At 70.5% G+C, this 20,988-nt stretch carries 17 protein-coding genes and 1 tRNA gene; 8 read left to right on the top strand and 10 right to left on the bottom strand.

The annotated features are described in order from the left end of the window. Nucleotides 1-4: 4 nt before the first annotated feature. On the bottom strand, nucleotides 5-3,325 hold the full coding sequence (locus AB0K52_RS19475; RefSeq protein ID WP_363534092.1) for a transglycosylase domain-containing protein: 3,321 nt from the start codon (nucleotides 3,323-3,325) through the stop codon (nucleotides 5-7). A 344-nt stretch (nucleotides 3,326-3,669) separates the two neighbouring features. Here AB0K52_RS19475 and AB0K52_RS19470 point away from each other — a divergent pair, with 344 nt between their 5' ends. The 4 genes from AB0K52_RS19470 (at nucleotide 3,670) to AB0K52_RS19455 (ending at nucleotide 7,804) form a co-directional block, all read left to right on the top strand. Further along, nucleotides 3,670-4,353: a PadR family transcriptional regulator gene (locus AB0K52_RS19470; RefSeq protein ID WP_208497751.1), complete on the top strand. Its 684-nt coding sequence runs from the start codon at nucleotides 3,670-3,672 to the stop codon at nucleotides 4,351-4,353. Then, nucleotides 4,346-5,416 (top strand): inositol-3-phosphate synthase, encoded by a 1,071-nt coding sequence (locus AB0K52_RS19465; protein ID WP_363534088.1) that lies wholly within the window; start codon nucleotides 4,346-4,348, stop codon nucleotides 5,414-5,416. Before AB0K52_RS19470 ends, AB0K52_RS19465 begins: the two co-directional genes overlap by 8 nt. Before the next feature lie 91 nt (nucleotides 5,417-5,507). Continuing rightward, entirely contained in the window at nucleotides 5,508-6,857 is a 1,350-nt protein-coding gene (locus AB0K52_RS19460) for an MFS transporter (protein ID WP_363534085.1), read from the top strand. Next, a complete protein-coding gene (locus AB0K52_RS19455; protein WP_363534082.1) occupies nucleotides 6,812-7,804 on the top strand; it encodes a peptidylprolyl isomerase in 993 nt (330 codons plus the stop codon). Before AB0K52_RS19460 ends, AB0K52_RS19455 begins: the two co-directional genes overlap by 46 nt. Here AB0K52_RS19455 and AB0K52_RS19450 read toward each other — a convergent pair. The 6 genes from AB0K52_RS19450 to AB0K52_RS19425 all read right to left on the bottom strand — a co-directional run bounded on the left by AB0K52_RS19450 (nucleotide 7,801) and on the right by AB0K52_RS19425 (nucleotide 12,190). Continuing rightward, complete coding sequence (locus AB0K52_RS19450; protein ID WP_208497755.1) at nucleotides 7,801-8,484, bottom strand: lysophospholipid acyltransferase family protein; 684 nt, start codon at nucleotides 8,482-8,484, stop codon at nucleotides 7,801-7,803. The genes AB0K52_RS19455 and AB0K52_RS19450 overlap by 4 nt on opposite strands. A 169-nt stretch (nucleotides 8,485-8,653) precedes the next feature. Then, a complete protein-coding gene (locus AB0K52_RS19445; protein ID WP_363534078.1) occupies nucleotides 8,654-9,271 on the bottom strand; it encodes a bacterial proteasome activator family protein in 618 nt (205 codons plus the stop codon). 200 nt (nucleotides 9,272-9,471) lie between these two features. Continuing rightward, nucleotides 9,472-9,554: transfer RNA gene (locus tag AB0K52_RS19440), tRNA-Leu, on the bottom strand. Nucleotides 9,555-9,683: 129 nt separating this feature from the next. Further along, the gene (locus tag AB0K52_RS19435; RefSeq protein WP_363534075.1) at nucleotides 9,684-10,661 is read right to left on the bottom strand and encodes an asparaginase; all 978 of its coding nucleotides are present in this window, start codon (nucleotides 10,659-10,661) and stop codon (nucleotides 9,684-9,686) included. Between the two features lie 21 nt (nucleotides 10,662-10,682). Continuing rightward, nucleotides 10,683-11,753 carry a folate-binding protein gene (locus AB0K52_RS19430; protein ID WP_363534072.1) on the bottom strand — a complete coding sequence of 357 codons (1,071 nt, stop codon included), beginning with the start codon at nucleotides 11,751-11,753 and terminating at the stop codon, nucleotides 10,683-10,685. Then, nucleotides 11,750-12,190: a transcriptional repressor gene (locus AB0K52_RS19425; protein WP_208497759.1), complete on the bottom strand. Its 441-nt coding sequence runs from the start codon at nucleotides 12,188-12,190 to the stop codon at nucleotides 11,750-11,752. The genes AB0K52_RS19430 and AB0K52_RS19425 overlap by 4 nt, the downstream gene beginning before the upstream one ends. A 204-nt stretch (nucleotides 12,191-12,394) precedes the next feature. Between AB0K52_RS19425 and AB0K52_RS19420 the strand changes: the two genes are divergently transcribed. Further along, nucleotides 12,395-13,249, top strand: coding sequence for an aminotransferase class IV (locus AB0K52_RS19420; protein ID WP_363534069.1), 855 nt, complete (start codon nucleotides 12,395-12,397; stop codon nucleotides 13,247-13,249). Between the two features lie 320 nt (nucleotides 13,250-13,569). Here the strand turns inward: AB0K52_RS19420 and AB0K52_RS19415 are convergent, their stop codons facing one another. The 3 genes from AB0K52_RS19415 to AB0K52_RS19405 all read right to left on the bottom strand — a co-directional run bounded on the left by AB0K52_RS19415 (nucleotide 13,570) and on the right by AB0K52_RS19405 (nucleotide 17,759). Then, entirely contained in the window at nucleotides 13,570-14,931 is a 1,362-nt protein-coding gene (locus AB0K52_RS19415; protein ID WP_363534066.1) for an FAD-linked oxidase C-terminal domain-containing protein, read from the bottom strand. 367 nt (nucleotides 14,932-15,298) lie between these two features. Next, the gene (locus tag AB0K52_RS19410) at nucleotides 15,299-16,270 is read right to left on the bottom strand and encodes a hypothetical protein (protein ID WP_363534063.1); all 972 of its coding nucleotides are present in this window, start codon (nucleotides 16,268-16,270) and stop codon (nucleotides 15,299-15,301) included. Nucleotides 16,271-16,835: 565 nt separating this feature from the next. After that, on the bottom strand, nucleotides 16,836-17,759 hold the full coding sequence (locus tag AB0K52_RS19405) for a hypothetical protein (RefSeq protein ID WP_363534060.1): 924 nt from the start codon (nucleotides 17,757-17,759) through the stop codon (nucleotides 16,836-16,838). Between the two features lie 222 nt (nucleotides 17,760-17,981). Between AB0K52_RS19405 and AB0K52_RS19400 the strand changes: the two genes are divergently transcribed. The 3 genes from AB0K52_RS19400 (at nucleotide 17,982) to AB0K52_RS19390 (ending at nucleotide 20,986) form a co-directional block, all read left to right on the top strand. Beyond that, nucleotides 17,982-19,877: a hypothetical protein gene (locus tag AB0K52_RS19400; protein WP_363534057.1), complete on the top strand. Its 1,896-nt coding sequence runs from the start codon at nucleotides 17,982-17,984 to the stop codon at nucleotides 19,875-19,877. 318 nt (nucleotides 19,878-20,195) lie between these two features. Further along, entirely contained in the window at nucleotides 20,196-20,555 is a 360-nt protein-coding gene (locus AB0K52_RS19395) for an RNHCP domain-containing protein (protein ID WP_363534054.1), read from the top strand. Nucleotides 20,556-20,566: 11 nt separating this feature from the next. Further along, nucleotides 20,567-20,986 carry an RNHCP domain-containing protein gene (locus AB0K52_RS19390; protein WP_363534050.1) on the top strand — a complete coding sequence of 140 codons (420 nt, stop codon included), beginning with the start codon at nucleotides 20,567-20,569 and terminating at the stop codon, nucleotides 20,984-20,986. The last annotated feature ends 2 nt before the right edge of the window (nucleotides 20,987-20,988 follow it).

Here is a 20,988-nt window from a genome sequence, read left to right as displayed (position 1 = left end):
CGGGTCAGTTGCCTCCGCCACCGCCGCCATTGTTCTCAGGTTCCGAGGACGACTCCTCTGAAGGGGATTCGGAAGTGTCGCAGCCCGCCGGCGGGATCCAGCTGTCGCACGGGTCTTCGCTCGTGGTCTCGCCCTCGCCAGGATCCTCCGAGGTCGTCTCGCCTTCGCCCGGCGTGGTCTCGCACTCCTGGTTGTTCCCGCCGCCGTTGTTGCCGTCCTCGCAGGCCTCGGCGTCTTCCTCTTCCTCGGGCACACCGCACTTGGCGTCCTCGGGGTTGGCGGCGCAGTAAGCGCCGTCCGGGTTGAAGCCGGCGTTGTCGAGGTCCCAGGTGCTGTCGGCACCGGCTTTCGGCGGGTCGTCCCAGTCGATCGGCTCCCAGCCCTCCTGGCCTTCCTTGGCGTCGAGGACGCGGTGCATCGCCTTGAGCCACACCGGATAGGCGGTGGTACCGCCGACGACGCCGTCGAAACTGCCGTCCGGGCCGGCGATCGGGTCCGACTCCGAGGTCACGTTGCCGACCCAGGTGGCCACAGCCAGCTGCTTGATCGCGCCGACATACCAGGCGTGGGCGTTCCAGCCGGACGGGTAGTCGTTGCCGTCCTCGTCCTTGCCGGCGGCCTCCCACGTTCCGGTCTTGCCGAAGATGTCGCGGTCCTCGATGTCTTCGCCGACGGTGCTCTCACCGGTGATCTCCGAGCCGATCCACTGGAGGTCCTTCGCGGTGTCCTCCTTGATGTACTGGCCCTGGTTGAGGTCGCGCTTCGCCTCGACCTCCGTGCCGTCCTTGTTGAAGACCCTGGCCACGTAGTGGGTCTCGTGGTAGAAGCCGTTGTTGGCGATGGTGGCGTACATGGCCGCCATGTCGCGGACGCTGGTCGGGTACTGACCGAAGGACAGGTGGTAGTAGAACGGGTCGGTCTCGCCGTTGTTGCCGATCTTGCACGAGTTCGGCTCGCCGTCGGTGTCCTCGATGAACGCGCCGTCGAGGTTGATCGACGGGTTGCAGTTCTCGTCGACCTCGATGAGCGCCCAGTCGTCCCAGTTGCCCGAGACGTTGGTGACCGGCTCGCCCTTGGCGTTCACGGCCTTGCCGTGCAGCGTGTAGGTCAGGTCCGGTTCAGGGGTGATCGAGTAGTTGATCACGACGTCGTGGAACTCGCCGTTGTCGTCGGGGATCGAGCGCGTCTGGCTCATCTGGGTGAGGCCCATTCGAGCGGCGTTCTGCAGGATCTCGTCCGCCCCGTACTCCTCGGCGATGGCGTACATCGGGGTGTTCTTCGACTTCCGGACCGCTTCGGTGAGCTCGAGCTCGAGCTTGGTGTCGGTCTGTCCGCCGTTGCGCAGGGTGCAGTTCGGGTAGTCGCCGCCACCGATGCAGGACTCGCTGTCCTCGAGCTCGAGGGAGTCGAACGCGCGGGGCGAACCGGCGTTGAACCACGATTCGACCGAGTCGCCGTTCTCGAGGGCCGTGGCCGCGGTGATCATCTTCATGGTCGAGGACGGCGGGTGCGGGGACTCGGCACCGGCCTTGTCGACGCCGAAGCCGTCGTCGCCGCCGTAGTAGCCGATGACGCCGCCGGTGGCGGGGTCGATGGCGACCATGGCCGTCATCATGTAGTCCTTGTAGTCCTCGAGCGCGGCGTCGGGGTTGTCGTTCTTGAAGTGTGCGTAGCCCTCGTCGGTCTCGTCAGGGGCCGCTGCGGCCTCGGAGTCGACGATGTTGCCCTCGGCGTCGAGCCAGTTGCCGTCGCCGTCCTGCTTCTTCACGATGCCGCCGCGCGACCCGGTGGTGACGAGCGCGTTCTGGATCTCGGGGTCGATGGTGAGCTCGACACTGTAGCCGCCGCCCTTGTTCTCGCCCTCGAGCTCGCCGCCGAGGTCCGCCTTCGAGATGCCGTACCGCTCCTCGAGTTCGGCGAAGACGTAGCCGTCCTGCTCGTTGATGAGGAAGCCGAGGGGGGTGTTGCCGCCCCACGAACCGGCCTTGAAGTCGTCGACCGGCGTCGGGTACTCGAGCTTGTCGCGCTCGGCCTGGGAGAGCTGGTCGGTCTCGACGAGGGCGTTCATGGTGAAGTTCCAGCGGTCCTTCGATGCCTCTTCGTCGTAGATGTCGCCGTTCTCGGGGCCGAAGTACGGGTCGTAGTAGCCGTTGGGGGACTTGACCTGCATGACGATGAACGCCGCCTGGTCGTAGGTGAGGTCCGTCAGGGGGACGTCGAAGTAGTTCTTCGCCGCCGCCTCGATGCCGTAGGCGCCGCGGCCGAAGTAGGCCGCGTTGAGGTAGGCGGTGATGATCTCCTTCTTCGTGTACTTGTTCTCCATCTGGATCGCCAGGGCCGCTTCGCGGGCCTTGCGGTCGTAGGTGATCTCGTCGCGGGCGTCGAGGTAGATGCCGGCGTACTGCTGGGTGATCGTGGAGGCGCCCTGCGTCTCGCCGCCGGTGAGGTTGTTGATGAGCGCGCCGGCGGTGCGGACGTAGTTGACGCCGCCGTGCTCCCAGAACTTGCGGTCTTCGAGCGCCACCAGCGCGTCGGTGACCGTTTCGGGGATGTCCTCTTCTTTGGCCTGCATGCGGAGGGTGTCGCCGTACGCGCCGACCTGGGTCTCGCCGTCGGCGAGGTAGAAGTTCGAGGACTCGCCGTCGCGGGCGAGACCGGTGAGCGGCGGCGTGTCCTGGAAGTAGTAGACGCCGACGACGGTGATCGAGGCGATGCCGATGACGCCCATCGCGATCATCGCGGCGAGCATCTTGCGGCCGATGCGCTTGCGCTTCTTCTTGCCGCCTTCGCCTTCGAGGTCGCTCTTGTTCTTGGGCCCGGCGCGGCGGGTGCCGGTGACGCTGGCGCGCCCGGTCCGCTCGCCCGGTGCGCCGGGGCTCACGGGGCGGACCGAGGCCGAGCCCACCGAGGCGGAGCCGACCGAAGCGGAACCGACAGAGGCGCTGCCGACGGACGCGGAGCCGACGCTCGCGCGGCCGGTGCGTCCCGGGCCGCCGACCGAGGCCGAGCCCACTGAGGCCGATCCCACGGACGCCGAACCGGTAGGGCGTCCGCCCACGGACGCGGAGCCGCGTCCGGGCGGGACGGCGCCGCGGCCGACCGCCGCGCTGCCGGAGGCGGGGGTGCCGTAGGGCTGCTGGCGCGGTCGCGGGGCCTGGCCTTGGTGGCCTTGGCCCTGCTGCTGCCCGCCCCAGCCGTAGTCGCCTTGGCGGTCGCCGGAGCCGCCGCCGTTCCCGTAGGAGGCGCGGCCGTCGGGTCGTCCGCCGCGGCCCTGGGGACTGCCGTCCTCGGGGGGCGGGGCGGGACGATAACCGTAGTCGCTCATGCTCAACCATCCACGTGCTTTGTAACCCGGGCGAAGTTCCGGGTTTTGCCGGTCGGCCCGGTGCACCCGGCGCGCGGCATCCCGAGAGGAACGCGCCCGGCGGACCGGCGGTTGCAAAGGTCTACTCCCGGCATGGGGGGTGGCCGGTCGTCTCGCAGTTTCGCATACCGAAATTGAGAGGACTCTGCTAGATCGCTTGGTGGGCCAGCCTATCGGATGGCAGCCCCTCTGAACAGGGCGCGGACGCTCGCCTTGACGTGATTTGCGCCTGCCGCTATGGTTGTCCCTGATGTATCGAGCCGATACATCACAACGTTAGATCGCCGTGTGAGAGGAGGGGTGCGATGCTCGAGCTGGCCATTCTGGGACTCCTGCACGAGACCCCCATGCACGGCTACGAGCTGCGCAAACGCCTGCTGGCCCTGCTCGGGGCGATCAGGGCCGCGTTCAGCTACGGCTCCCTCTACCCCACCCTCAAGCGCATGCGTCAGCGTGGACTCATCGCCGAGGAGACCCCACGAGAGGGTGCGGCAGAGACCCCGCTGCTCACCGGGCGCCGGGCCCGCAAGGTCTACCGGCTCACACCCGAAGGCAAGGAGCACTTCGCTCAGCTCATGGCCGACGCCGGCCCCGAATCCGCCGACGAGGCCCTGTTCGGGGTGCACTTCGCGTTCTTCTCGCGCACCGACCCGGCCACGCGCCTGCGGATCCTCGAGGCCCGCCGCCGCCGCGTCGAGGAGCGCCGTGAACGCATCCGCGAAGCCCTCGCCCGCACCGCCGAGCGGCTCGACGCCTACGGGCTCGAGCTCCAGCGGCACGGGCTCGAGACCGCCGAGCGGGAGGTGCGCTGGCTCAACGAGCTCATCGCCTCCGAGGAGAGCCGCCGCCCCGAGCAGCGCAACGACTTCGGCGAGCCCTTCGCCGAACCGGGACGGCACCAGGCCGTCCTGGATCAGGGAACACCCGATCCGGCTGCGAGCGCCGGAGACCCAAATAAACAAGGCAAAGGAGGCATGCGCGATGGGTAAGCTGCGCGTAGCCATTGTCGGCGTTGGCAACTGCGCCAACTCGCTGGTCCAAGGCGTCGAGTACTACCGCGACGCCAAGCCCGAGGACCGGGTGCCCGGCCTCATGCACGTCCAGTTCGGCGACTACCACGTCAACGACATCGAGTTCGTCGCCGCGTTCGACGTGGACGCCAAGAAGGTCGGCCAGGACCTCGCGAGCGCGATCTTCGCCTCGGAGAACAACACCATTAAGTTCGCCGACGTGCCTCCGACCGGGGTCCCGGTGCTGCGCGGCCCGACCCACGACGGCCTGGGCGAGTACTACACCGAGATGGTCACCGAGTCCTCTGAAGAGCCCGTCGACGTGGTCGCCGCCCTCAAGGCCGCGAAGACCGACGTCGTCGTGTGCTACCTGCCGGTCGGTTCCGAGAAGGCCGCGAAGTTCTACGCGCAGGCCGCGATCGACGCGGGCGCCGCGTTCGTGAACGCCCTCCCCGTGTTCATCGCCTCCGACCCCGAATGGGCCAAGAAGTTCACCGACGCGGGCATTCCGATCGTGGGCGACGACATCAAGTCGCAGGTCGGCGCCACCATCGTGCACCGCGTGCTGGCGAAGCTGTTCGAAGACCGCGGCGTGCGCCTGGACCGCACGTACCAGCTGAACTTCGGCGGCAACATGGACTTCATGAACATGCTCGAGCGCTCGCGCCTCAAGAGCAAGAAGATCTCCAAGACCCAGGCCGTGACCTCGCAGATCCCGCACGAGATGCAGGGCGCGGACGTTCACATCGGCCCGTCGGACCACGTGCCGTGGCTGACCGACCGCAAGTGGGCGTACATCCGCCTGGAGGGCACCACCTTCGGCGACGTGCCGCTGAACGCGGAGCTGAAGCTCGAGGTGTGGGACTCGCCGAACTCCGCGGGCGTCATCATCGACGCGGTGCGCGCGGCGAAGATCGCCCTGGACCGCGGCCACGGCGGCCCGGTCGAGTCGGCCTCCTCGTACTTCATGAAGTCGCCGGCCAAGCAGTTCTCCGACGAAGAGGCTCGCATCTCCGTCGAGGACTTCATCGCGGGCCGGTAGCCCGACCGTTCTTCCACAGGGGGACCCCGTTCCGGAGCGCGAGCTTCGAAGAGGGGTCCCCCTTGGCTTTCACCGGAGTTATCCTCGGACAATGCGCACCGACGGCCACGTTCGGAACCTCGCGAGCAACCGCCGATTCAGGCACCTGCTGGCGGTGCGGCTGACGTCCCAGGCCGCCGACGGCATGTTCCAGGCCTCGCTGGCGCTCTCGGTGTTCTTCAACCCCGCGCTGGGCGAGGCGAGCGACCCGTTCCGGTACGCCGCCGCCGTCGCGATCCTCCTCGGCCCGTACTCCCTGCTCGGGCCGTATGTGGGCACGGTGCTCGACCGGTTCAGCCGCCGCAACCTCATCGGCGGGGCGAACCTGGGGCGGGCGGCGCTGATGATCGTCATCTGCCTGACGCTGCCCGGCGGGTTCAACTGGTCGTGGGTGCTGTGCGCCATGATCGTGCTGGCCGCCAACCGGTTCGTGCTCGCCGGCCTCGGGGCCGCGCACCCGCAGGTGGTGCCCGCGAAGGACCTCGTGACCGCGAACTCGCTCGCGTCGACGCTCGGCGCGCTCGCGTACGGGCTCGGCCTGGCCACCACCGGCATCGCGAAGCTCATGGACTCGGGGGTGTCGTACTCGATGCTCGCGCTCGCGGCGGGCTGCGGCTACCTCGCGTCGGCGTGCATCGTGGGGATGTCGTTCCGCCGCCACGACCTCGGCCCGGAGGCGGACGAAGAGGCGCCGAGCGGGCTGTGGCGCGGGATCGCGCAGACCAGCTCGGGCATGTGGGAGGGGTTCAAGCACCTCGGCCGCCGCAAGGGCCCGGCCCTGGTCATGGCCGTGCAGGGGCTGCACCGGTTCCTGTACGGGATCGTGTTCATCATCTCGATCGCCCTGTTCATGGGGTTCTTCTGGGACATCGAGTCCGATCCGACCCGCAAGACCACGATCGCGTGGCTGCTGGTGCTCGCCGTCCTCGGCAACGTCGGCGTGCTGGCCGCGGCCATCGCCACCCCGCGCGCGACCCGCGTGTGGGGGCCGAAGAACTGGATCGTGGCCCTCATGGCGCTGTGCGCGGTCGTCGCCGGGACGCTCTCGGGAGTGCTGCTGCCGGTCATGTTCGCCGTCGCGGTCCTCCTGGTGAACATCGCCTCCCAAGGCCTCAAGATCACTGTGGACACGAGCATCCAGCGGGGCGTCGAGGACGCCTACCGCGGCCGCGTCTTCAGCGTCAACGACACCGTCTACAACGTCGGCTACCTCGCCGGGCTCTTCGCGGCCGCGTTCGTCGTCCCCGAGAACGGCTACGCGCCCGGCACCCTCGTCGGCGTCGCCCTCGCCTACGGTCTGATCTGCGTCGGATACGCCTACCTCGCCCGAGACGAGGCCCCGTACGATGCACAGACATGGAGCCCCGCCACGACCGAAGCGAGACCGACCACGAGCCCGTAGCGTCGAACCCCTTCCGCGGGACGGCCCCCTGGCAGCGCGAGGGCACCGGCAGCTTGAAGCGCGGACTCGCCGGGCTCGGCGCGGTCCTCCTCACCGCCGGCTCGATCGCCGCGGTCGCCTGGCTCGCCTTCCGCGACGACGGCGAAGCCGCCGAAGAGGCCGGCGAGGTCATCACCGAGCAGTGCACCGTCACCGAAGCGGACGACACCGGGAACGGCGCCGACCCCATGCAGCCCGGCGCCCCCGAAGAACGCTCCCTCGCCACGATCCAGACCAGCTACGGCGAGATCGTCGTGCTCCTGTGGGGCGACCTCGCCCCCTGCGGCGTCGAGGCCTTCACACACCTCGCGCAGACCCCGTTCTACGCCTCGCACGAATGCGACCGGCTCACCACGCAGGCCGTCGACCCGACCGCGATCCTCCGCTGCGGCAGCCCCGGCCTCGCCGGCGCCGCCGAAGAGGACACCGAGGACACGTACGGCCCCGGCTGGCGCTTCCAGGCCGAGACCGGCATGGCCGGCAACGACGTCGCCGACGTGCTCGCCCTCATCACCGACGACAAGGGCCGCGCGGGCAGCGCCTTCGCGCTCATCCGCGGCGCGGCCGTCCCCACCGCCGGCGTCAGCGTCATCGGCGGCATCGTCGACGGCTACGAAGTGCTCGACCAGATCGCGGCCCTCACCGAGACCGTCGAATACGACGGCGCGCCGCCGGTGCCCGTCGAGATCTGGGGCGTCGTCATCAGCCCCGTCGACGGCATGCAGTCCCAGCCCGGACTCGGCACCGGGACGCCCCCGCTGCCCACCGGCACCGCGACCCCGCCGCTCGGCGGCCTCACCCCGTCGGGCACCGCCACGCCCACGGCGCCCGCCGGAACGCCGACCGGCACCGCCACCCCGACGGGAACGGCGACGCCCACCGGCGCCGCCACCAGCACGACCCGCTAATCCGAGCTCTCGGAACCGGAGCCGTTGCGCTTCGCGTACTTGTCCACGTACTCCTGGCCCGTGAGGCGCCGGATCGCGTCCATCACCTCGTCGGTGACCGCCCGGATCACCACCCGGTCGTTCTCCATGCCCTTGTACCGCGTGAAATCGAGCGGCTTGCCCACCCGCACGCCCACCGGCGCCACACGCGGCCGCGACTCGCCGATCGGCAGCACCTTCTCCGTCCCGATCAACCCCACCGGGATCACCGGCGCACCCGACGTGAGCGCCAACCGCGCCACACCCGGCTTGCCCCGGTACAGGCGGCCGTCGGGGGAGCGCGTGCCCTCCGGGAAGATCGCGAACACGCGGCCCTCCTCAAGCACCTCCAGCGACGGCTCCAGCGACGCGGCGCTCTTGCGCCCGCCCGAGCGGTCCACCGCGACCTGCCCCAGCGCCTTCACCGTCGAGGAGATGATCTTCCCCTTCAGGCCCGCGCCGGTGAAGTACTCGATCTTCGCCATCGTCGCGATGTGGCGCTTGGTCGTCAGACCCAGGAAGTAGTGGTCGGCCACGGAGAGGTGGTTCGACGCCAGGATGACCGGCCCGTCCTCCGGGATGTTCTCTTTCCCGTCGATCCAAGGCCTGTAGATGAGCTTGATGGTCGGCGCGGCCGTCCATTGCAACGTCTTGTACAGCACCGTGTTCAGCTCTCCAGTGGTCTCACCCCGGCTGCGGGAAAGGTCGGGTGGGACCAATTATGGCTCGCGGACCGCACCGGGCGACACCCTCGAGCCACTCTGGCCCCCGCCGCGGGCGCGGCCGGGCCCCGCCGGGAAGGCAGGCCAAAGTCTAAGGCATGTGACAGCCCTACAGGTACTGCCCGGGATGGTGGTCGCGATCGTCACCGCGCGCCGCCCGCTCGGCCATCACGGCCCGGAGCTGCGGCGGAACGTCCTCACCCGCCGGCAGGGCCTTCAACTCGCCCGAGCGCATCTGGTCCAGCTGCAGGCGGGCCGCCATCTGCTGCGCCACCAGCGCCGCCTGGATGCCATGGAACAGCCCTTCCAACCAGCCCACGAGCTGGGCCTGAGCGATCCGCAGCTCCGCCTCGGTCGGGATCTCGTCGGCGCTGAACGGCAGCGACAGCCGCTCCAGCTCGTCCCGCAGCTCCGGGGCCAGCCCGGACTCGAGCTCGGCGATCGACCGGGCGTGGATATCGCGCAGGCGCTGGCGGCCCTTGTCGTCGAGGTCGGCGGCGCGCACCTCCTCGAGGAGCTGCTTGATCATCGAGCCGACGCGCATGACCTTGGCCGGTTCGGGGACGAGCTTGGTCGGGTCCGACTCGTACCGGTCCTCGGCGTCGACGTCCTTCGCCTCAGCCTCGGCGGTCACGGGGTTGCCGTCGGCGTCGACGATGAGCGGCTGGTCCTCCGACCCGCGCTCCTCGTAGCCGCCCTGCTCCGGCTTGCTGTTCGCTTCAGTCATGGTCGGTGTGGCCCCACTCGTCTCGGTGTCCGTTCCTTCCCGAGCCTAACGCGGAAGGTCCGCGGGGTGTTCCCGTAGGCGGTGCGCTGGAGCGGCCCGAGGACTCGGCGACACTTGGCTGCGGCCCCGGAACCCGGGCCGTCGGTCGCGTGCTGAAGGCGCGAAAAAGCCCGATGGTCGAAACCATCGGGCTCTATCCGTGCGCGAGGGGGGACTTGAACCCCCACGTCCTTACGGACACTGGCACCTGAAGCCAGCGCGTCTGCCATTCCGCCACTCGCGCCAGCGAGTGGCGGAATCCAAAGCACAGTCGCCACTCGCGTGAGTTGTCGGCGAAGCCGACGGGAACGATACTATCCTGCGCTCGCTTCAGGTCACCACCGGGTATTGCCTTGGTTGAGTCGCGGGCCACTCACAGGAGCGGCCGGAGCCGCCCGACCTGCTGCTCGCCGCCGGTGACTTCCGGCCATGTGAGCGAGTCGACCTCGGGCTTGGCGTCCGCGGGGACCTCGTAGCCGGCGAGCTTGGTGAGCGCGCGCAGGGCGACGGGCGTGGAGGCCCGGCCCGCGCCGTCGTCGATCTTGACGGCGACCGCGCCGACGCCGGGGGCGGCGAGCACGTGGACGCCTTCGGCGCCGCCCTTGGCGAGGAGGCCGGGCAGGGCGGTCATCATGCGGTGGTCGGGGCCGCGGGTTCCGTCGATGAGCTTCGCGTTGGCGCGCATGGCGTCCGCGACGCGGCGCTCGTTCGAGCCGGCCGGTGCCTCGACGAGGCGCGCGAAGGCGCGGGCGAGCCCGGCGAGGGTGACGGCCAGGACGGGAGCGCCGCAGCCGTCGACGCCGATGGCTTCGACGGCGTCGCCGGTGAGCTCTTCGACGGTGGCGATCACGAGCCGCTGGAACGGGTGCTCGGGGTCGCGGTAGGTCGCGAGGTCCCAGCCGTTCGCGGCGCAGGCCGCGAGCATCCCGGCGTGCTTGCCGGAGCAGTTCATGTAGACGCGGCGGGCGCCAATGCCCGCGGCGACCACCGCGTTGCGGGCGGTGGGGTCGCTGGGCAGGTCGGGCGGGCACTGGAGGTCGGCCTCGCCGAGTCCGGCGCCGCCGAGCACGGAGGCGACCTGGGCGAGGTGGAACGGCTCGCCGCGGTGGCTCGCGGAGGCGATGGCGAGGTCGGCCTCGGTGCCGGGCGTCCAGCCGGCGCGGAGCATGGCGAGGGCCTGCATGGGCTTGTTGGAGGAACGGGGGAAGACGGGGGAGCCGGTGTCGCCGATCGAGGCGAGGAGGTTCCCGGAGGGGTCGATGACGGCGACGCTGCCCCGGTGGAGGCTCTCGGCGAATCCGGACCGGACGATCTCGGCGACGGGTTCACCGCCGCGGTAGGTAGCACTCATACCGCGAGGCTAGTCGCGCGGCTAGAGACTCGCTGCCTGATCGCCCACGATGAGACGCACGTCCGAGTCGGCGGCAACGGCGCGTTTCACGAGGGCGAGCGCGATCTGGCCCAGCTCGTAATGCTGCACGGCGGTGCCGATGAGGCCGATCTGCTTGTCGCCCATGAGGATCGGGGTGCCGTTGGCGGGCGGCTGCTCGCTCGTGCCGTCGAGGTGGAGCATGACGAGTCGGCGCGGCGGCTGGCCCAGGTGGTGGACCTTCGCGACGGTCTCCTGGCCGCGGTAGCAGCCCTTGTTGAAGTGGACGGCGCGTTCGATCCAGCGCGGGACCTCGTGCGGGACGGTCTTCTCGTCGGTGTCGGTCCCGAAGGCGGGCAGGCCCGCGGCGACGCGGACGGCGTCCCAGGCCCAGGTGCCGGCGGGGACCGCGTCGCCGCCGAGCAGGAACGTCTCGACGTCCGCGCGACGGACGCACAGGTCGAAGGTGGGGACGCCGAGCGCGTCGGTGCGGCGGATCCAGCCGTCGGCGGAGTCGAGCGCGTCGCCGGGGTAGACCGCGGTGGGGTTCAGGGGGATGTCGCGCTGCACGAACTTCGCGGCGGGGACGGGCTGCACGGTCGGCGCGGCCTCGTCGGCGTCCTTGAACGTGTAGGTGAACAGCGCCCACGCGGCGTTCTCGTCGCGGATGTCGACCTCGGTGCGGAACTTCATGAGCTCCAGGTACTTCAGGAGCGCTTCGCCGCGGCCGGGCTCGGTGTCGAGCCAGGTGGTGGTGCCGTCGTCGAAGACGTTCATGTGGTGCTCGACGCGGCCGGTGGGGGAGAGGACGAGCGCTTCGGTGCCTTCGTGCGGCTTGAGGCTCGTCAGGTGCTGGGTGGTGAGCGAGTGCAGCCATTCGAGGCGGGCCGGGCCGGTGACGGAGACGAGGTCGCGGTCGGAGCGGTCGAACAGCGCGCCGGTCTCCATCGCCTTGCGCTGCTCGGTGAGCGGGCCGCCGTAGTGCCAGGCGGTGCGGCCGGCGTCGGTGGCGACGGCGCCGGGCAGGTTCAGGAGCGGCGAGGGCGCGGCGGTGTTGCTGAACGAGGTGTTCATGCGTGCTTCTCCAGGCATTCGGCGCAGGTCCCGAACACGGCGACGTGGCCGATGTCCATGACGAACCCGCAGGTGTCGGCGACTTCCTCCCGCGCGTTCGCGAACAGGGAGGGGTCGACCTCGGTGATCCGGCCGCAGCGGTGGCACACGAGGTGCGCGTGGCCGCGGTCGCCTGACAGATGGTACGTCGGGGCGCCGTGGGAGAGGTGGGTGTGCGAGACGAGCTGGAGCTCTTCGAGCAGGTCGAGGGTGCGGTAGACAGTGGTGATGTTCACGCCTTCGACCTGGCCGCGGATGCGCTCGTGGATCTGCTCGGGGGTCGCGTGTCCGAGCGCGCGGACGGCTTCCAGGACGAGCTGGCGCTGCGCGGTCATGCGCAGTCCCTTGGAGCGCAGCACCGCCGCCAGTTCGGTCTCGGCCTCGGCTTCGGTGGGCATACGTGCATCGTACTGCGCCGGCCGCCGAGCGGACGCCTGCGCTGCCGCCGCCCCGGGGCTCACTCGTTCGGGTGACATGGGGGGCGCGGGGGCCGGTTCTTGTCGTACCCCTCGGCCACGCTGGCACAGTATTCTCCCCTCCAGTGGTGGGCGGGGGGTGGTGGGTGGGGTGCTGCGGGCGGTGACCGGGGGCAGAATGAGCACATGGCACTAGTGACCGCAGTACTGCACCGCGGCGTCGTCGACTCCGACGCGCCGCTCCTGTGCGCCGACGACCTCGGAGTCCTTCGGGGCGACGGCGTCTTCGAGACCATCAACGTCCGCGCCGGGCAGGCCTTCCTGCTCTCGGAGCACCTCGACCGCATGGCGAACTCCGCGCGCCGCATGGAGTTCGAGCTGCCCGCGAAGGCGGACATGGCCGAGCTCGCCGAGCAGGCGCTCGCCGCTTGGCGCGAGCGGGCCGAGGGCGAGGGCGCGCTGCGCCTGGTCGCCACCCGCGGCCGCGAGCACGGCGGGCCGCCCACGGTCTACGCCACCGTCGACCCGGTGCCGCGCGAGCGCATCCTGCCGCGCCGGGACGGCCTGAAGATCGCCACGGCGACCTTGGGGGTGAATGCCGATGCGCGGGGTGAAGCCCCGTGGCTTCTAGGCGGCGTCAAAGCCCTGTCGTACGCGACGATGATGGCGGTGACCCGCTGGGCGAAGACGCAGGGCGCGGACGACGCCCTGTGGGTCTCGGCCGACGGCTTCGCCCTGGAGGGCCCGACCTCGTCGCTGCTGTGGCTCGAGGGCGAGACCCTCTGCACCACGCCGACCTCGACGGGCATCCTGCCGGGCACGACGAGTGCGTACCTGCTGGAGCAGGCCCCTAAGGCGGGCTTGAAGACCGCGGAGAAGCTGATCTCGGTGGAGGACTTGAAGAACGCCGAGGCGGCGTGGCTGAGCTCCTCCGTGCGCGGTGTGGCCTTCATCACCCAGATCGATGACGTGCCGGTGGAGCTGCGCCCTGACATCACGGCTGAGCTGGACAAACTCGCGGGCTTCGAGGTTCCCGAGTAACGGTTTGACATCGTTTCCCAGGTTCTTCTCAGGCTCAGCACAGGCCACGCCCAGAGACGGTCCTCATAGTAATGAGTGTTCCGGTCACGCCGACAAGCCAAACGGACGGACATGGGCAGTCTTCCGGGAGGCACGGAACAATCCGGGGGCACAAAACCAGTAAGGGCAATCGGGCACAGCCCTACTGGTGCCAATGAAAAGTGGAGCTCCTCCACTTTATCGGGGCCGCAGCGAATGGGCAAGCGCTGCGGCCCCATTAACGTGTAACAGGAACGACACGAAACCATCTCGGCCGCATCGAAACCGTGAGTCCGCGGCACTCAACCTGCGAGGACTTTGCCGGGGTTGAGGATGCCGAGCGGGTCGAGCGCGTTTTTGATCCGCCGCTGCACTGCCAGATTCACCGGGTCGAGTTCCTTTGCGAGCCAATCGCGTTTGAGCATTCCCACGCCGTGCTCACCGGTGATGGTGCCGCCCATGGCGAGTGCCATCTCCAGGATCTCGTCGAACGCGGCCCGCCCGGCTTCGAGCGAGCCCGGCTCCTCCGGGTGCACGATGATGTTCGGGTGCAGGTTCCCGTCCCCCGCATGGGCGATGACGCCGATGACCACGCCGTGCTTCGCGGCCGCGGCCTGCACGCCGTCGAGCGCTTCGGCCAGGCGCGAGCGCGGCACCGCGATGTCGTCGACCAGGACCGTGCCCAACCGCTCCATCGCGTGGTAGGCGCTGCGCCGCGATTCGAGGAGCGCGTCGGCCTCCTCGGCGTCGGTGGCGCGGTAGACCTCTGAGGCGCCGGCCTCGGTGCAGAGCGCTTCGATCGCCGCCAGCTCCTCGGCCGGATTCGCGTCGGCGGCCACGAGCAGCATCGCGGCGGCCTCGACCGGCAACCCCATGGGGCGCAGGGCTTCCAGCGCCCGCAGGTGCACGTTGTCGATGAGCTCGAGCAGGCTCGGCTGCGCGCCCGCGGCCATGATCGCGGTGACGGCGCGCCCGGCGTCAGCGGTGGTGCCGAAGACCGCCGCGAGGGTGAGCCGCCCGGCCGGGATCGGCGAGAGCTTCACGGTGGCCTCGGTGATGACCCCCAGGGTCCCTTCGGATCCGCAGAACAGCCGCACCAGGTCGTACCCGGCGACGCCCTTCGCGGTCTCGCGGCCGCAGCGCATGACCTCGCCCGAGGCGAGCACGACCTCGAGGCCCAGCACGTACTCCGGGGTGGTCCCGTACTTGACGCAGCACATGCCGCCCGCCGCGGTGGCGATGTTCCCGCCGATCGTGGAGATCTGCCACGAGCCCGGGTCGGGGCTGTAGCGCAGCCCGTGTTCGCTTGCGGCGCTGCTGATCGCGGCGTTGAGCACGCCGGGCTGCACCACCGCGAGGCGGTTGACCGGGTCGATCGAGAGGATCTCGTCCATGGGGGAGACGTCGAGGAGGACCGCCCCGTCCACCGCGGTCGCCGCTCCGGCGAGACCGGTGCGGGCCCCTTGCGGCACCACGGGAACCCCGAGTTCGGCGGCGACCTGCAGGGTGGCGCTGACCTCCGCCGTCGACGCCGCACGGACGAGCGCCGCCGCCCGGCCGGGCGGCACGAGCCCGGCGTGGTCCACCGAATGCGCGGCCAGGACATCGGCATCGGTCACGGGCGACAGCCCGGCCCCGCGCAGCGCGGAGATCAGATCGCTCATCCCGCGAGGGTAGAGCCCGCGATCGGCCGTCCACCAACCCCCACCCACCACTCGAGGGGAAAGAAGGGTCCGCCGCAAGCCTCCAGCCCGGGTCCGACAGGAAACCGCCGAAAACGCCACTGGCGGCGGCAATGTCACCCGAAAGAGTGACTACGCGCGGAGCGCGATCGAGTCATGGCGACCACCCGACGGCGACTCGAAAGAGCGCCTACGCGCGTAGTGCGATCGAGTCATGGCGACCACACGACGGCGACTCGAACGAGCGCCCACGCGCGGAGTGCGATCGAGTCACGGCGGCTACGAGACGGCGAGCCGGCCACGCGCGGCGGCCGATGCCCTCGGCGCAGCGGGAAGGGCGGTCTACCGCCTAGGCGTACGGGTCGGTGTCGACGACCTCGCGGATGATCTCCGCGAGCGCCTCGACCCGCTCGATGCCCTCGTCGTCGGTGGCCGAGCCGCCGGTGAGGATCGCGATCTTGATCGGCGCCTCGGACTCGCCCTCGATCACGCCGATCGAGTTCACCACCCACTCGCCGCCCATCGCGTCGCGCGTGTCCCAGCCGTTCTTCATCCACACGGTCTCGTCCTCGGCCGCCGCGGCCGAGACGCCCCACTGCTGCGAGTCCGCCAGGTCGCCCATGAGCGAACGCGCGTAGTCCACCTGCTCGGCGTCGAGCACGCCCTCGTACAGCGCCAGTTCCAGCATCCGCAGCTGGTCCACCGCGGTCGTCTGCGTCTTGCCCCACTGCTCGGTCTCGTTCGGGTTCGTGTTCGCGAGCCCGTAGTCGATGTGCGCCTGCCGGATCGCGTCGTGCCCGTCGTCGAACGTGCCGCCGTACAGCATCTGGTTCGTGGCGTCGTTGCTCGAGTCCTTGATCATCGACTCTGCCGCCGCCAGCAGCCAGTCCGGCACCTCGTCGAGCGTCCCGTACGCCTCCAGCACCATCGTCAGGATCTCGACCTTCACGATCGACGCCGTGTCGTGCTGCACGTCGCCCTCGTACGCGAGCTGGAACTCCGCGTCGTCCACCGCGACCGAGGCGTAGAAGTTCTCGTCCTCGAGCCCCGCCACGTACTCGCCGACGGCGGCGTCGAGGTCGTCCTGCAGGCGGCTCTGCGCGGCCAGGCGCAGCTCCTCCTCCGAGGGCTGCAGCGTGGAGTCCTCGTCGGCGGACTGCTGGGAGCCGGGCAGGGTCCCGGCCGCCGAGCCGCCGGCACCGCCGTCGTCGCCGGAGAGGTCCACGACGTAGATCACGGCCGCGATGAGCACGGCGATGGCAGGGACGACCAGGAAGGGCCAGAGCCGTCGCGATGGGGCGTGCTTGGGCGGGGAGGTCACAACAGGAACCTTGCTTCAGTGCGGGGGCGCGAACGAAATGCTGCGGCCCACGCTAAAGCAGTCATCGAAGCGACCACAAGCAGGGGTGATTGAGAGTTCCGTAACGGTTGCGCAACACCGCCTGGATCACCCTGGTGATCCCGCTCTCGCCGCGGTCGCCCGCCTGCCGGCGGCCCCGGAACGCCGAAGCGCCCGCCGAGGGCGGGCGCTTCGCTCAAAGCTCTGTATCGGCGGGCCGTGAGGCACTGGGACGGGCGCTCGAAATGGGACCTGGGGAGGAAATGACCATCAACGACCGCCCGAACCGCAGTGCCTCACGGAGACTCCACCGCACCGCGCCGCAACCGGGAGGCCCGCGAAGCGCGGGCCTGGTCGGGGCCGGTGAGGCACCGGGCCGCGCGCTGCCGGTCGCGCCGGTTCCGCACCCTGCCCCCCGGCACCCACGCCGACGCCTGCGCGCCGTGCGAGTGCGCCCGCGGCGCGGGCTGCGCGCCGACGGTCGGGGAGGCGGGAACGGGAGCGGTCGCGGCGGCCTGCGGCGCCGGGCTCGGGACGGGCACCGGCGTCACGCCGCCGCCCGCTGCTTGAGAAGGGTGCGCGTCACCGCGGCGGCCATGCCGACCAGGCAGATGATCGCGACCAGCGCCAAGAGGCCGTTCGCGCCGTCGGCCACGGCCTTCGGGTCGACCGCGACGACCTCGACATCGACGGCCGGGCTGTCGCCGCCCGCGCCGGAGTCCTGCGCCGAAGGCGGCGGGCCGAACGCGTTGACCTCTTCGTCCTCCACCGCGGGCTCCTCTTCCGCGGCGGCCGGGTCCTCGGCGACCTCGCCCTGCTGGGCCTCGCCGCCGTCCGCGGCCGCGTCGCCCTCGCCCTGCGAGTCGTCTTCGGGCGCATCGTCATCGCCGCCGTCCGTCGGCGGCAGCGCGATGTCCTCGCCCGCCTCGTCCTCGTTCGGCTGCTCATCGGCCTGCGCCTCGACCACGCGGACCTGCGCCGACTCGTACTCGGCGAACAGACCGTGGCAGTTCGGGACCATCGCCACCTCGGCCGAGCGGTTCATCTCGAACACCTGGCTCGCCCCCGAGCCGATGTCGTACACTTCGTCGCCCACGTGCAGCTTCGCGTCGGTGCCCAGGTCGTTGCTGTACCGCACCTGCGAGCCCTGCTCCACCGTCAGCTCCGACGCGTCGGGGGAGGAGGTCGCCGACACCAGGCCGAGCGTGCCGCAGTCGCCGCTGAACACGACCTCGCTGCCGCTGCCCGACTCCGGCTCGTCCGCGGTCGCGATGCTCACCCCGGCCGCACCGCCGATCGCCAGCATCGAGGCGGCCGAGATCGCCGCCAGGCGCGACTTCCGCCGGTGCGCGCGCCGGTCCATGGCCTCCTGGATCGCGGGCGCGACCCGGCCGTCGTTCACCGGGTACGGCAGCGGAGGACGCGTCTGGGCCCGGGACTGCTTACCGGGCTTCGTGGTGTGACTTCCCATACCTGCGGCTCTCCAACTGCGTCTTCGACCGGATCACGACCTGATCGTTAGCGGGAATCAGGTCTCAAGAGCGTTCAACGAGCGGGCGCGCGAAAGGTGACGGCCGCGCTCCCCCCGAATCCGCCGCGCCCGCCGCGATCCGTCCTCATGCGCCCGTATCGAGCGGCGCACCCGTCCGTAGGATGTCCGTGACAGCACCGAGCGAGGGACCGCGAGAACCCCATGGCCACACCTGCGCCCGACACCGAGCCCGCCGCGACCCGCGAGCCCGAGCCCACGCCCCCCGGCGAAGGCCCCCGGACCGGCACCGGCGACACCACCATCCACGAATCCGAGCGCTGGCAGCGCTTCGCCGGCGGCGAGCACCCGCCCGAGACGCTCCGGCCCGGCCGCTGGCGGGCCTTCGGCCGCGCCCTGCGCCGCGCCGCCCGCAGCGAATGGACCCTCGCCGGACTCTGCAGCGTCCTCCTCGCCCTCGCCATGACCTGGCCCCTCGCCCGGCACCTCACCGACCGCATCCCCCACGACACCGGCGACCCGCTGCTGCTCACCTACATCCTCGGCTGGGTCGGCCACGCCCTCCGCGAGAACCCCGCAGGGATCTGGGACACCAACAGCTTCTGGCCCCTCGACGACGCCTACCTCTTCACCGACACCCTCATGGGCTACGCGCCCGCCGCGCTCTTCATCACCAGCCCCACCAGCGCGCTCGTCGTCTACAACCTCCTCTACATCGGCACGTTCGCCCTCGCGTTCCTCGGCGCGTACGCCCTCCTGCGCCAGCTCGGCGCCCGCGTCGCCGGCTCCGCCGTCGCCGCCGCGGCCTTCGCCTACGCCCCTTGGAAACTCGGACAGGCCGGGCACCTCCAGGTCCTCTCCAGCGGCGGCATCGCCCTCGCCCTCGCCATGCTCGCCCGCGGCCACGGCTACTCCCTCAGAGGAGGCTTCAAGCCTGAGCGGCAGCGGCCCGGCTGGATCATCGCCGGGTGGCTCACCGCCCTGTGGCAGTTCGCGATCGGCGCCGGACTCGGCATCCCCTTCGTCTACCTGCTCCTCGGCATCGGCGTCGTCGTCGGCCTCCACTGGCTCGCCAAGCGCCCGCGCCTGCGCTGGCAGACCCTGGCCGCCAACGGCGTCGGCGGCTCCGTGTTCAGCCTCGGCGTGCTGTGGATCGCCGACAAGCACGCCGTGGTCGCCGAGAACTACCCCGAGGCGATCCGCGACATCGCCTACATCAAGTGGTTCGCCCCCACCTGGCAGAGCTTCATCATCGCGCCCCAGGAGTCCCGCGTGTGGGGCGAGGCGCACGAGGCCGCCCGCGCCGAGCTGACGTGGGCGCCCGAGCAGGCGCTTTTGGTGGGCTTCACGCTGTTCGCGCTGGCGATGGCGGGCCTGGTGTGGTCGTGCTGGACGGGCCGGCAGCGGGTGTGGCTCGCCCTGGGCGGCGCGGTCGTGTTCGCGATCGCCATGGGCCCCAACTTCCTCGACGACGGGTCATGGGCGTGGGTGCTGCTGTACGAGTACGCGCCGGGCTGGGACGCGATCCGCACGCCGGGCCGGCTGGCGATCTACCTGACGCTGATCCTGGCGGTGCTGGCGGCGGGGACGCTCACGCGCATCGCCGACGACGCCGACGAGCTGGCGCACCGCGCCCGTATCGACAAGCGCCTGAAGGTGAAGGCGCCCAAGCGGATCCACGCGCTGCTGTTCCTGCCGGCCTTCCTCGTCCTGTGGGAGGGGATGACGGTGGCGCCGTACACCGAGGTGCCGCAGGCGCCGGTCGACATGTCCGAACTCGAAGGGCCCGTGCTGTTCCTGCCCGCGGGCGGGGGCGACACGAAGGTCCAGTACTGGTCGATCGACGGCTTCCCGGAGGTCGCCAACGGGGTCGCGGCGTTCACGCCGGACGAGCAGGCGGGCCTCAAGTCGATGTCGACGGGCTTCCCGGGGGAGGACGCGATCACGTCCCTGCGCGAGGCGGGGATCGAGACCGTCGTGGTCGTGCCGGGCTCGCTCCCGGGCAGCGACTGGGACGGCCTCGACACGGCCATCGACCCGTACGGGGTCGAGGTGGAGCGCACGGAGACCGCCGTGATCTACGACCTCAACGCCGACTGACCGCCGGCGCGAAAACCCGTTGACAGGGTTTTCGCGTCCGTCCTACCGTGATCGCGGATCCGCAGTTCGCGGACCGGTGTTCGGGTCCCTTGCGGCCCTAGAAAGCAGTGTTGATGTCCCGGTATGCGCCGAGTGCGCCTCCCCGCACCGCGTAAGACCCTGTCCGCCGCATCTCCGGTGCGGTGACCGGGCGCGGTGCCGCAGCGTCGCCTCGCTCCGTGAACGCCTGCGCCGCAGGCGCCGGACGCGCGCGCCCACCGAAGGCCGCTCGGCCTCTCTTGCTGTCATTCCCGATTTCCTCCAGCAAGGAGCCCCGAGGTGTCGAACACCGGCAACACGCTCAAGATCCACACGTTCACCTGCGCTTGGTGCGGTCTCACCGTCACCAGGAGCGCCGCCGACGATTCGGTGCGCAACCACTGTCCGTCCTGCCTGCACTCGCGGCACGTCACCGACCACGTCGAGGGCGGGCCGAGCGACTGCGAGGGCCGGATGACCCCGATCGCCATCGCCGTCCTGCGGACCGGCGACTGGATGCTCGTCCACCGCTGCGTGCGGTGCGACGAGCTCACCTCCAATCCCGTGTGCGCGGACGACAACCAGCTCATGCTCATGCGCATGGCGGTGCGACCGCTCGCGCAGCCCCCGTTCCCGCTCGAAGCGCTCGGCAGCCTGTAGGAGGTGCGACGATGCCACGACGCACCAGGCCGCGCGACGACGCGCAGCGGCGGCAGCGCCACAAGGAGGTCCTGCACGCCGGCGGCGGCCACCGGGCGAACGATTTCCGCTGCGTCGGTTGCCGTCTGACCGTTCCGGTGGTCGCCCCGGGGACCGCGCACCGCAACCACTGCCCGAACTGCCTGGCGAGTCTGCACGTGGACCGCCGCATCCCGGGCGACCGGGACGCGGCGTGCCGCGGGCGGATGGAGGCGGTGGCGATCTTCGCCCGCCCCGACGGCGAGTGGATGATCGTCCACCAGTGCCGCTCGTGCGGCGAGCTGAGCACGAACCGCATCGCGGGCGACGACAGTGTCGTGGCCTTGATGCGGTTGGCGCTCAAGCCGCTGCAGGACACCGAGCGGGCGAGCCGGACGCTGCTCGCCCTCTGAAC

The organism is Glycomyces sp. NPDC049804, from assembly GCF_040674615.1.
Lineage (GTDB): Bacteria > Actinomycetota > Actinomycetes > Mycobacteriales > Micromonosporaceae > Glycomyces > Glycomyces niveus.
The sequence above is the reverse complement of the archived record's forward strand: the minus strand, read 5'-3'. Positions and strand labels throughout refer to the sequence as shown.